The following is a 13,330-nucleotide window of genomic DNA, read 5'->3' as shown; positions in this document are numbered from 1 at the left end:
CAATTGCTTACTGAAGATGATATTAAAGAGATTCGCGAAAATCGTGAAATGATTGAGCAGGGACGTAGAGAACCGGTGATTTTATACATTAAAGGGGTTTCTGAAAAAGATCCAATTACAGGAGAAGAAATTCAAGGTGCCCCCCGAAAAGAAACTGTTCAATTAGTTTGGAAGAAATTCACGTCAGTGGAAAAGACGAAGTTCGCTGATCTAGATGTTAAAAAAGGAGAGGCGCTCGTTACATTTCCTCTTAATGTGGACTTAGAGAACATTGAAAAAATTGAGCGTAAAGGTGTTTTTTACGTTATTGAACTTATCGATGAAAGAGGGCTTGGTGGCGTAAACCGTCGTGAGGTCATTGTAAAGAGGGTGATTTGATGAGAATCAGAGTTGTTGTTAAAGGAAAATCAAATGTGTTAAAAGCACATAACCCTAATAGATACAAAAAACCAATTGAACAAACGGTAGAAAAACATACACGTCTACAGGCTAATCAAGCATCTAATCGTGCTCCGATATTACACGGTCCTTTATCTGAAAGTATTCCTGCAAGTGTAAAGATGGTAGTCGGTGCGAGAATTATTGGTACGTATGGATCTCCTCTTATTTACGCAGCGGTACAAGAATTTACGCACAAAACAAAAAAAGGTTTTATGCGTAAAACAGCTTTTGAAGGTGAGCAACCATTTGTTGAGGATATAAACAAAACTGTTCAACGTGTAGCGAAGGGGCATTAATTATGTTGAATGATGTAATGTATTCATTAAAAAAATTGCTGGATGTTTTTGCGCCTACTACATGGATATACGATGGTGTTTCTGTATCAGGAAAAGACAAACCCTTCATTACCATTGAGGATTTGTCAGGAACAATTAGCAGGTATTCAAAGGAGAATTTTTCACGTAATCATCTGATACAAGTAGGTGTGTATGCAGATAAAATTTTTGATAGGAACGATTTGCAAGATAGAATAATTAACCGATTCGAAAAGAGTTCAATTGACTTGTTCGATACAAGTAAAAAGAATCCAGAACGAATCGGTTTTTTTAATGCAAAAGTAAAGAATTTTGAACCACTGTCTCAAAAAGACGTTGAGATTTTAACAGCGAAACACTTGAGTTTTATTACTATAACAATCAGAAATTAGAGGAGGAACAAAAATGGCAGAAGTAAAAAAAAGTAATGCACCTGAGTTTAAAGGTGCCGAAACGCTTTACTTGATTGACATTCCGCAACCTGATGGGAAAACTACAAAAACAGTTCGATTTTTTAACCAAACGTCAGGTTCACGATCAATTGAGGCTGGAGAAATCGAGTTAAAAACGAAAGATAAGAGTGGATCTGATTACGGTGACGTAACACAATCAGCTAGTATTGAAGGGATTTGTACTGAAGGTGACGAGGGACTTGATTATGTAGAAGAAGCAATTCTTAATAAAGTTTTAGTAAGAATTCATGAAGTTAACCTACGTAGTGCAACCGCTTCTGAGTTTAAAGTTAAATCAGGAACATACATGTTGAATAGTTTGGAACTTTCTCATGAAAATGAGGAGTACTCAAAGTATTCTATCGGCTTAAAATTAAACGGGAAAATTTCTAAAGGGACGCTTAATAAAGTACCAGAAGGTGCACCTTCTGGTGATGTAGCTACACCAGGAACTGAATAAGGATGTTTTGAGGAGGATGAGAGATGGAATCTATAACAGAAATAATTGCTGATTTTGAAAAAAGAATTAACGATCTACAAAGAGATAATGAAGGTTTAATTCAAACGTTAAATTGTGTTTCAGCAGGTGTAAACGAATTAAACAGAAGGGTCAATATGTTAGAAGAGGGATTAGCAACGAAAGCTGATATAACTCATGTTCAACTAATAAATAAACAATCTGAAATAATTAAGAAGATTAATGACAGTAAATTGGTAGGGATGGATTGTAAGGTTGGGGTTTCATTAGATGGAAGAGTTGTAGCGGAATCCATTGTCGAACATACAGCTGATTCAATCCAAGGTCGCGTAGTAAAAGGGAGTGAGATAAATGAAACTAGATAAACAAGAACAAGCGGTTGCAATTGGTACATTTATTTCAATGCTAGGACAAGACCTTGTAAATGAACGCATCGATAAACAGAAATTAGAAAGTGTACTTCCTATCTTTAATGAAATGCAAGATAATACAACACCAAAGCAAAAGAGAGAAGCAATGATTAGTTTGCTTGGTAAAGCAGTGGATGAATTCCTGGAAAATAAATAATTGAGATTTGAATAAGCGTTCATATAAACGCTTTTTTATTTTGAACAAAAAATTGGAGGTAATTATTATGGCTGAAAAATCGTATACGCGTTTTGTAATTAATGGTAAAGAACAAGAACTGAAATTCTGTTTACAAGCACTGAGATTATTAGATGAAAACGGTGGGCCGATGCAATTCGTTTCTCAAACCATGCAGGGCGGAATTACTAATTTCACGGATGTGGTTTATTACGCACTGATTCATACAAATGAGGGAATCACGTATGAAGCTGTACAGAAAGAGATTGAAAATATGTTTAATGCTGAAAAACTAGACCTTGATGAAATTCTAAAGTACAACAAAGCAGTTGTGCTAAATAGTTTTTTCTTCCAGAAGACAGTGAAGAAACTTCTAGGGACAATGACAGCGGAACAACAGAAATCGTTCGAGAACCTGTACGCATAAATATTGATGAATTGCAAGGTGAGTGTTTTCGTTTTTTTAATATGACCACCTTGCAATCTTGGCGTATTAGTCTCAAGGAGTATCACCTTATGTTGAACGGATATAAGGAACAACTACTTGATAAGTACGAGTTTGCAAGTGTACAAGCTTTGTTTAATCGAAATGCTCAAAGTGACAAAATCAAGTCATTAGCGGATATATATACACGTCCAGAAAGTGTTCGTGATATTGAAAAACAAGCAAATGAACGGAAAGAAGTAGTTGAAAAAATTCAAAGGAACGAATCGTTCTTTGATCAAATAGAATCGATGATTAGAAGTCAAATACAAGAAGAGGAAGGGTAGGTGAGGTGAATGAGCCAGAACAAGGTAGAAACTCAGGTGATTGCGGACATATCTAATTTAATAAGTAACCTTGGACAAGCTACACAAGCATGGAATACATTTTTTCAGCAGATTAGTAGACCACCTCCTATCCCACCTGCTCCACAGCCGCCGTCACCTCCACCATTACCGCCAGCGCCACCAGCACCACCGCCTCCTGATTATTCAGGGTGGCGTGCTAGATTTCAAGAAGTAGGTAATCAAGCAATTGAAATGGGCCGACGTGTACAGCAAACAGGGCAAACAATGCAAAATGCATTTGGTCCTGCAGCTGCAGCGTCGGCTTTTGCTTTAGGGAGTATGATTCAAAAGTCACGAGAATTTGAATCACAAACTCGTAAAGCGGCAGTTTTAACTGCAGGCGACTACGGTCAAGTAAAGAAAGCGATTCTTGATATGGCAAAGAATTCTGTGTATTCAACAGGGCAGGTAGCAGCGGCTTTTGCTGAAATGGGTGCGAAAGGTTTCGATTCGGCTCAAGCAACGTCCGCATTACCTGGTGTGTTGAGTGCAGCGGCTGCATCAGGCGAAGACCTGGGGATGGTTGCTGATACGATTACGTCAGCTTTAAACTCATTTGGTATGGAGGCAAGTCAAAGTACACATGTTGCTGATGTTCTAGCAACAGCCGCAAACGCAACAGCTGCGGGTGTAGGGGATATGCAATACGCTTTTAAATATGCGGCGGGTCCAGCAGCTCAATTAGGCATATCGATGGAAGAACTAGCGGCTTCTGTTGGTATTATGTCAAATAGTGGTATTAAAGGGGAGACCGCTGGTACAGCATTACGTGCATCTTTACTACGTTTAGTTAAACCGCCAAAAGCAGCGGCGAATGAGTTAAAACGACTTGGCGTATCTATTACGGATCAACAAGGTAATATGAAACCATTGTCTCAAATTATTGGTGAGTTGAAATCAGGAATGGAAGGTATGACAAGTGCACAAAAAGGTGCGGCGTTAGCAACAATATTTGGTACAGAAGCTGTATCAGGTATGATGGCACTTGTAGCAGCAGGCCCTGAAAAGATTGATGCTTTAACGCAATCCTTAGTGAACTCGGACGGTGCTTCTAAAAAAGCTGCGGACTCCATGCTTGAAGGATGGGCCGGAGCACTGACGAAAATGGAAGCCTCTCTTGATGTTGCGGCACGTGCATTTACTGACGCATTAGCTCCTGCATTAATGGCTGTAGCTGGAGTAGTTGAAACCTTGGCAAACGCATTTATGAAATTACCGGCTCCTGTGCAGACGGTGATTGCTTCGGTAGTAGCATTTACTACAGCTTTTTTAGTTATAGCAACGGTAATTGGTATGGTAACAAATGCTGTAGGTACAACTATGATTCTATTTGGTAAATTAGCTAATTATATAAGTAAAAGTTCAGCTGTAGCTTTTATTGCTAGAAATGCCATGATAGCATTGCGTGCAGCTTTTGTGTTTCTAACAGGACCAATCGGAGCAACGATTGCAATTCTAAGCTTAGTGGGGGTAGCGCTAGTTCAACTTTACAAACATAACGAGACTTTTCGAAATGCCGTTAACAATGCGTGGGAATCAATAAAAAATGGGACCATAGCAGCAGTTGAAGCTATGAAATCTGCTTTTGATTCTTTAGGTTCTTATCTTGGGACAATACCGGAAAAATTTTCAGCAATGGGTACAGCAATCAGTGCAGCATTAGAGGCAGGGTTAATTAAAGCAGGTCAAGTGTTTTCTAGTTTTGCAACAGCAGTAGAGGTTTCGTTAGCTGTAATAAAATCGAAATTTAGTGAATTTGGTCAGGGGATAAGTGGCGCGTTTAGTTCAGCAATATCAGGACTTAGTGCAGCATTTGCTGGAATTGGATCAGCCCTTTCTCCAGTAATTGACTTTATAAAAATGTCCTTCTCTTCAATAGGGAATACGATAGCTACTTTAACACCATTAATTGTACGTTTAGGCTTATCGTTTTTAGGTGTTTCAGGCCCTGTAGGATGGGTAATCGCTATTGTAGCTTCTTTAGGTGCTACGATATTTAAATTGATAAATACAAATGATCAAGTGAAGTCTGCGTTTATGTCGGCTTGGCAGTCTATACAATCGATTTTTAGTTCTGTGATTTCTGCGATTTTGCCGGTTGTTCAGTCAATAGCTCAAGGGATTACACAAGCATTTGCACCACTTGCTCCTGAATTTGCGAAAACGGGACAAGTTATAGCAGAGAGCTTCGCTACACTTGGGCCTGCTCTTTCTGAGCTAGGTGCAGCCTTTGGCGAGTTAGGTTCTACAATAGCTAGTTTGTTTAGTGAAGTAGTACAAGCCGTAGTACCGATAGCACTCGATTTATTCCGTTTGTTCGGAGAAACAATACAAGCTGTAGTACCTTTAGCATCTGATTTATTCAAACTTTTCGGTCAAGTGGTACAAGAAGTAATGCCTATGATCACTGAATTAATTCAGATGTTTGCTGATACGACAATAGAAATTATGCCAGTGATAACGGAGGCTATACAACAAGTAGCTCAAATTTTTACTGAGCTAGCAACTACGGTTTTACCAATATTCGCTCAAGCTTTTCAAACGGCATTCCCTATTATATTGCAAGTAATCCAGGCGGCATTTAGCATAGCAGGAATGCTGATTCAAGGGTTTGGAGAAGTCTTATCAATCATAGCGACGTCAGTGATTCCGATTATTCTCCAGGCGGTACAAGCGGTCTTCCCAGTAATAGCTGGAATTATAGCTGCTGCGATTTCCGTTGCGATTCCTATTATTCAATTATTAGGCCAGGTAATCTCTATCATAGCGACTACGGTTATTCCTTTAATTTTACAAATCGTTCAGGCGGTTTTCCCGGTAATAGTTTCGATAATTCAAGCGGCGATTCCCGTAGCTACTGCGATACTTGAAGGCCTAGCAACAATAATAAAAGGCGTAGTGATCCCGGCGATTCAATTTATTTTGTCGATTGTCCAGGCAGTTTTTCCCGCTATTATGGGCGTAATAACCTCTGCTATTGGGATAATCACCAACATAATAAAGCTTTTCACTTCAGTTTTAAAAGGAGATTGGAGTGGAGCGTGGAACGCGGTGAAAGGCATTACATCGAGTGTAATGTCATTAATCGGAAATATCATCCAAGGGGCGATAAATTTAATTTCCGCGGTCGTGACTGGTGGACTAAATCTAGTGAAATCTATTTTTTCTAGTGTTTTATCAGCGATAGGTTCTCTAGTAAGTTCAATTTTTTCAGGTATAGGTTCAGTCATTTCATCTGTTATGAACGCAGTAGGTAGCATCATTTCTTCAATTTGGAATGCGGCTAAGTCAGCGACATCTAACATCCTAGATTCTATCTATAACACAGTGACTCAAATTTTTGACAATGTAAAGTCATTCCTTAGCGGAATCGATTTAGGAAGCATAGGAAAAAATATGATGCAGGGACTTTTAAACGGTATAAGCTCTATGGCTGGGGCTATTTGGGACAAAATTACGGACATCGGAAATGGAATTAAAGATAAAATTTCAGGACTTTTATCGATTCACTCACCGAGTCGTTGGTTCAGGGATTTCATTGGTGTCAATATGATGAAAGGTTGGATTAATGGTATAGATGCTATGAAAGGTGCTGTACAAAGAACAACCGAACAAATGACTGAATGGATGAAACCTGAAGCCCTACAAGTAGAGACTGTATACGGAATGCCAAGAGGACTTGGCGCGTACCAGACAGCTAAACCACAAACAAGCACAGGGAATACGGATTCCGGAACTGCTTCAAATTCTACAGCTAGTGAAAGACGACCCGCGTATATTAATATACAGCTTGGTAGACAAGAGTTTAATAGGTTCGTTGATGATATTACTGGAGAGCAAGAGGCTGTGAAAAAACGGAAAGAAGTATTTTAAAGGAGGGCGGTAGATTGTTAGTTTTTAATGGAATTAATTTAGAAGAATACTTCGAACAAAAATACGAAAAAGGATTTTTTATGGTTAACGATATAAGAGGTCGCGGAATTTTAAGTGACGAAATTAATGAGTTAACGGTACCTCACCGCCCAGGTTCATATTTTTTAAGTAAAAGGACTCCCAAGAGAGTATTAGAAGTAGATTTCTCTCTTAAGGGAGTCTCTCTTTTTGAACTAAGGAAACGGATAGATGAATTGAATGGTTTATTAGATACAGAAGAACCTGTAAAAATTACCTTCACAGACGAACCGGATATTGTGTATTACGGGATTAAGGAATCTGTAGAGGAGACTTTAGAAAAATCTAATATTCATCAAGCAACTATTACACTAATATGTCCAATGCCGTATAAGTTAGGAAAAGAGCAAACCGTTGAATTTAAAAAAGACGTTAGTGGGTTAGTTGCTAATATCCAAAATAAAGGAACAGTTCATTCTAACCCTATCATTGAAATTGATATTACAAAGCCAAACACTTTTTTAGATGTATGGTTCGGCGGGGTATCTTTAAGTGATCGAGATTACTTTCGTATTGGGATGCCGTTAAAAACTGTGGAAAAACCCGTTGAAAGAAATCAAAGGCTTATATGGGATGAGATGGCTACCACTGTAGGGTGGAGTAAAGTCAGCTCAATGGAAGATGGTGAACCGGTTGGTGAAATGAAATCAGATAAATATCAATTCTATTGTTCTGATTTTGGGACTGGAACGGGAAAGGGATGGCATGGTGCAGCTGTCAAAAAAAGTATCCCTGGTGGCCCAGTAGAAGATTTTATCATGCAAGCTTACGTTACTTGTAAGAGCAAGAAAATCAATGAAATGGGACGAGTTGAGATAGCAATACTCGATGAAAATAGTAAGGTACTTTCAAAAATCGCTATGAACGATCTCTATTGGCAAGCCGAACAAAATTTCGGAACAATGGTTATTGGATACGATAATAAGCCTGGTAAAATAGGTTTGATCTATGAGAGTGGCGATTACCCGAATACCTGGAATCAGTATTTGGGTCGATTGTGGATAGCTAGGACCGGAAATGTATGGGAAGCGTATATTTCAAAATTCCTTCCAGGGACAGAAAAAGATGATTCAGAGCGCTTTGCGAGATGGACTGATAAAGACAATAAGCATATGGAAAAAGCAGCTCAAATACAGATTAGTATCATGCAGTGGCAGGATGTACCGCCAGTAGAAGCGATGTCAGTTAGTGATTTAAAGTTTTGGAAAGTGAATTTAAATACGAATAACACACCGCCTTATATAGTTGATGTTGGTGATAAAGTCGTGATTGATACAGAGAGTAGTCATGTCAGTATTGAAGGGAAAAACGCGATTAACATAAAAGAGTTTTTCAGTAATTTTCCCGTTATTAATAAAGGCGCTAATATACTCGAAATTATGCCATCTGATATTGGAACAGCAAAAGTTAAATATAGGGAGCGATTTCGATGAGAACACCAAGCGGATTACTTCATGTTGTTGATTTCAAAACAGATCAAATTCTATCCGCTATTCAACCAAAGGACTACTGGGAAGATAAACGTCATTGGGAAATCAAGAATAACATTGATATGCTAGAGTTCAAAACTTTTGACGGCACTCCACATGCAATTACATTACAACAGCAGAACTTGGTTTTAAAGGAAGTACGAGATGGTCGAATTGTTCCGTATGTTATTAATAATGAAGTAGAAAAAGATTCAAATGATAGATCATTAACTGTACACTCGTCTGGTGCCTGGGTTCAAATAGCTAAAGATGGGATTATTAAACCTCAACGTATAGAGAGCGAAACAGTTAATACGTTTATTGATATCGCGCTTGCCGATTCAAAATGGCAACGTGGAATAACGGATTATTCTTCATTCCACACGATGACTATTGATGAATTCATCGATCCCCTCACTTTTTTAAAGAAAATTGCAGCTTTGTTTGAGTTGGAAATACAATATCGTGTTGAAGTATTCGGTTCTCGAATTACTGGATGGTACGTTGATATGATAAATAAACGAGGGAGAGAAACAGGGAAGGAAGTAACCCTGGGAAAAGACTTAGTTGGCGTTAGACGCATTGAACATTCCAGGGATATTTGTACCGCCTTAGTCGGCTTTGTACGAGGTGAAGGTGACGAACTTATAACGGTTGAGAGCATCAATAACGGACTTCTTTATATTACAGATAGTGATGCCTTTCAACGCTGGAATGCGCATGGTAAACATAAATTTGGTTTCTACACTCCAGAAACAGAAGATCAAAATATGACTCCACAACGATTACTGACTTTGATGAAGACGGAATTAAAAAAACGTGTCAATACTTCCGTTTCTTATGAAGTAGAAGCACAATCGATTGGACGTATTTTTGGACTAGCACATGAACTAATCAATGAAGGAGATACAATCCGAATCAAAGATACAGGCTTCACACCTAAGCTATATCTTGAAGCACGTGTGATTGCTGGTGATGAATCTTTTACAGATCCTACACAAGATAAATATGTGTTTGGTGATTATCGTGAAATTACTGATCCAAATGAAGAACTACGAAAAATATATAATCGTATTCTTAGTTCACTAGGAAGTAAGCAAGAACTTATAGATCAGTTAGATGAATTAGTGAAAGATGCAAATGAAACAGCTAGTAATGCTAAGAAAGAATCCGAAGCAGCGAAAACATTGGCTGAAAAAGTACAAGAGAATCTTAAAAATAACACGGTAGACATCATTGAAGCAAAGAATCCACCGACAACAGGACTTAAACCTTATAAGACACTTTGGCGTGATATTAATAATGGAAAGCCTGGTATTTTAAAAATATGGACAGGCGCAGCTTGGGAATCGGTTGTTCCTGATCCAGAAACTATCAAGGAAGAAACACTTGAGCAGGTGACAAAAGAGATTAATGCTAGTGCAGAAAAGCTAGATGCTAGGGTTAAAGAAGCTGAAACGAAAGCGGACAATCTACAAAAAGACTTCAATGCTGTTAAAGGAGAACAAGAAAGAGTCAGTCAGGTAACTAAGACTCTTGAAGAAAGTGACAAGGAAACTAAAGAAACTATCACACGTATACAAGGTACTCAAGAAGATATGAATAAAACGATCGTTGAGACTACAAAAGGCGTTGAAGGGCTACAAAGTACTGTATCCGATATCAAAAAAGATCAAAACGGTATTACAGATCGCGTAGTAAAAACAGAACAAAATATTAACGGTATATCCAGTTCAATTGAGCAAATCAACAAAACGTCATCGCAAACAATCCAAAAGTTAAATCAAGTAGAACAAGATGCAAATGGAACAAAGCAAACCATCGAAAGAATCGAAAAGAATGTAAATAACCTTGATGGTGATGTTATCAACCTTGTAAGAGGAACTAAGACGTTAACAACTAACGAAGAGTTATCTTTAAAAGGTGGGCGCCTTTCTGTCATCAAAGACACGTACAATGGAAATGCTATCGCGCAAACAGATACAGAATGGCAAGGTATAGCCGTTAAACCCAGTGAATTAATTAAACGAGGAAAAATAAAAATTGGTGACACAGTAACATTTTCTGTAACAGCTAGAATGATAGGTGGAGAATCTACACAAGTATTCTTTCCTAACAGTACTGGTAGAACAACAGTTAATGGAGAATGGAAAAGGGTTTCGGTAACAATTCCAGTCGGCTCTGATGCCACTGATCCAAATGTTGTATATAGATTCGAAGCTGAATCAATACCTAAAGGTGCTTTATACCAACAAACTTCACCTATGCTATCGCTAACTAAAAAAGTTTATCCGTGGAGACCTGCACCTGAGGACCAGGCAGACAGTAACGAATTTATAAAAGTTACAACTGAAATTAAAGCAGAAGCTGGGAAAATCTCGACAAAGTTAGAGCAGGTTGAGGCTCGTACTGTAGGCGTTGAAAATTGGCTAATCCATACAGGGCCAAACGAAAAGCCGCAAACAATTGGAATGTCTGGGGGTGCACAAGTCAACAAGGCTGGTCAAGCGTTCTCTGAGGATTACATAATCGTAGAATGTACAGATCATACCGACTCTTTCTATCAATTCCATTTAGATAATACTAAAATGGGAGACTTTGAAAAAGCGAAAGATATGACATTCAGTATCGATATGCAAAACGACGTTCCAATTGATCTAATTGTATTCCAATTTATTAATGGAGTGTGGACAGAAAACTTGTACAATAGATTCCCTGTCGCTAATTGGTCTAGGAGATCATTTACATTTAAGATTGATGCACGAGCAACTGGTTGGGGATTGCGATTAAGATTTGAAAGAAATGAAAACTCAAAGGGTAAGAAAATTCGTTTCAAGAAAGCTAAACTAGAAAAAGGTTCTGTTCCAACAGACTTCAGCAAGTCAACATATGAGCTAGAGCAAAGTGTGAATGGGATCAAAGAAAATATTAAAACGGTAGAAAAAACACAAACTTCTTTTGATGAACGTGTTAACACTGTAGAAAAGAATGCAGAAGGAACAACTGCAAGTGTTAAGAAATTACAGGAAACACAAACTGCGCAAGGAAAGACGATTAGTGAGGCTACTACAACAATAGGTCAGCATTCTGAAGCATTAAAGTTAACAATGAAAAAGAAAGATGTTGAGGATTATGTTGGTGGATTGGGTTCTATAAATGATCTACGGAACGCTTCATTCGCTCAGGGCTTCAAATACTGGTCACAAAATGGTAATAGTGCTGTCATTGACTCTTCTGTAACATACAGAGGTTATACAACGACTAAATTACATGCGACTGGATTGAATGAAGATAAATGGTATAGCCTTCATCAAACAATAGACGTAAGTGTTGGTGAAGACATTGTAGCTTCGGGTTACTTTATGTCCAATAACATAGGACAAGGTTTCGTGTTAGAAATTGAATATATAAATGCCCAAGGTAGCCGAGTTTCACAATCATCAATTGGTATTGATGTAACTGCAAATTCTAATTGGATTAGGGCTGTTATTTCCGGAACAGTTCCGGCTGGAGCTGTTAAAGCGCGTTATAAACCGTGGATGAGAAGAAATGGAACGCTATGGATTGCGTTACCTATGTTGCAGCGTGGTAAAGTAGCTACAGAATTTTGGTTACATCCGAAAGATCAAACTGATGTTGATAAAATGATGGAAGATATCGCTAATAAGGTAGCTACCGAAAAATACAATCAGAAAGTTACAGAGTTAGAAAGAAGTATTAGTGCTAATGAAAAAGGTGTTTCAATCATCTCTGGAAAACAAGAAACGTTTATAAATGAGACTTATAAAGCTTATGTAACGAAAACAGAATCTAGGTTAGAAGTACTAGATGAAGGGATCTTAGCACAAATTTTAAAAGACGGTATCATTACTTCCATCAATATGTCACCTGGTAAGATTACAATCGATGCTGAGAAACTGAATATAAATGCCGATACAATGGTAAAATGGTTAACTGCAAAAGGCATTGATACGAATCTTATTAGAATTAACGGTGATAAGATAACCATTGATAAAGATGGTGTAACTGTTAAAATGCTAGACTTCCTATTCCAAGACGAATGGGGAACAAAAACAACTGCGGTATCAAGACGAAACCTAATAGCAGATCCCGACTTTTCTAGTGTTACAAAGAAAAACATTGGGAATGCAGATTATTATGGATTTGAAGGTGGATATGGTCTTACTTGGAAGTCGTGGGGCAATGTAGTAATAGAAAAAAATACACATATATTCGATTACGAGCAAATGGTAAATGCTGCAAGGGTAGATATGTATAACTATCCAGAAGCAATCGTGAATAATGGGATACATCCTGGAAATGAATACACATTATCTGCTCATTTTAGAACAGCAATGATAAATGGGGTACGTAAAACAGGAAAGCCGCGTTTACAAGTATGCTGCGTTACATTCCGAGACAATGTAAGTTACGATACATGGCATGAACAAAAAATGGATTTTCCTGAACCGTCTACCTATTATGGAGAAATTAGAAGATACTCTTTCACTTTCAAAGTGCCGACAAACTATATTCCGCAACAGCACGCATTAATTATTAAGGTTTGTTCTGGAAATGCTGACATGAGACAAGGGACAGCGGTTTGTGTATCGGGTGTAACGCTATACAGCGGTAAATATGCATCTATGTATAACTGGGATCGAGCAGCAGCAGAAAGAGCAGATGGTCTTCAACCATTTAATAAGATCGCCATAGGCGGTGTAAATAACAACATAGGTCCATCTGATAACGGACAGACCTTTGATATAAGTACAGAAAAGGATGTATTCATAAATCAACCTATTCTAA

The 13,330-nt window shown here is 38.1% G+C and carries 11 protein-coding genes; all 11 read left to right on the top strand.

Translation table 11 applies throughout. The annotated features are described in order from the left end of the window. The first annotated feature begins 3 nt into the window (after positions 1–3). Entirely contained in the window at positions 4–378 is a 375-nt protein-coding gene (locus tag CQ064_RS30470) for a hypothetical protein (protein ID WP_000954643.1), read from the top strand. Then, positions 378–737: a hypothetical protein gene (locus CQ064_RS30465; protein WP_001222696.1), complete on the top strand. Its 360-nt coding sequence runs from the start codon at positions 378–380 to the stop codon at positions 735–737. Before CQ064_RS30470 ends, CQ064_RS30465 begins: the two co-directional genes overlap by 1 nt. Before the next feature lie 2 nt (positions 738–739). Next, positions 740–1,147: a hypothetical protein gene (locus tag CQ064_RS30460; RefSeq protein WP_000930921.1), complete on the top strand. Its 408-nt coding sequence runs from the start codon at positions 740–742 to the stop codon at positions 1,145–1,147. A gap of 13 nt (positions 1,148–1,160) precedes the next feature. Next, a complete protein-coding gene (locus CQ064_RS30455; protein WP_000852562.1) occupies positions 1,161–1,667 on the top strand; it encodes a phage major tail protein, TP901-1 family in 507 nt (168 codons plus the stop codon). Positions 1,668–1,690: 23 nt separating this feature from the next. Continuing rightward, positions 1,691–2,050 carry a hypothetical protein gene (locus CQ064_RS30450; RefSeq protein ID WP_000443956.1) on the top strand — a complete coding sequence of 120 codons (360 nt, stop codon included), beginning with the start codon at positions 1,691–1,693 and terminating at the stop codon, positions 2,048–2,050. Beyond that, positions 2,037–2,252 (top strand): hypothetical protein, encoded by a 216-nt coding sequence (locus CQ064_RS30445; RefSeq protein WP_000762691.1) that lies wholly within the window; start codon positions 2,037–2,039, stop codon positions 2,250–2,252. Before CQ064_RS30450 ends, CQ064_RS30445 begins: the two co-directional genes overlap by 14 nt. Positions 2,253–2,319: 67 nt before the next feature. Further along, positions 2,320–2,697 (top strand): tail assembly chaperone, encoded by a 378-nt coding sequence (locus CQ064_RS30440; protein ID WP_000818630.1) that lies wholly within the window; start codon positions 2,320–2,322, stop codon positions 2,695–2,697. Between the two features lie 89 nt (positions 2,698–2,786). Further along, positions 2,787–3,041, top strand: a complete 255-nt coding sequence (locus tag CQ064_RS30435) for a hypothetical protein (protein WP_000931847.1) — start codon at positions 2,787–2,789, stop codon at positions 3,039–3,041. A 36-nt stretch (positions 3,042–3,077) separates the two neighbouring features. Further along, positions 3,078–6,974, top strand: coding sequence for a phage tail tape measure protein (locus tag CQ064_RS30430; protein WP_003271441.1), 3,897 nt, complete (start codon positions 3,078–3,080; stop codon positions 6,972–6,974). Positions 6,975–6,988: 14 nt separating this feature from the next. Then, positions 6,989–8,485, top strand: coding sequence for a distal tail protein Dit (locus CQ064_RS30425; RefSeq protein WP_000959919.1), 1,497 nt, complete (start codon positions 6,989–6,991; stop codon positions 8,483–8,485). Then, positions 8,482–13,330, top strand: a 4,849-nt coding sequence (locus CQ064_RS30420; RefSeq protein WP_105559724.1) for a phage tail spike protein, incomplete at its 3' end; no start/stop codon positions are given. The genes CQ064_RS30425 and CQ064_RS30420, both read left to right, overlap by 4 nt.

It is taken from the genome of Bacillus sp. MYb78, from assembly GCF_002975115.1.
Lineage (GTDB): Bacteria > Bacillota > Bacilli > Bacillales > Bacillaceae_G > Bacillus_A > Bacillus_A cereus.
The sequence above is the reverse complement of the archived record's forward strand: the minus strand, read 5'-3'. Positions and strand labels throughout refer to the sequence as shown.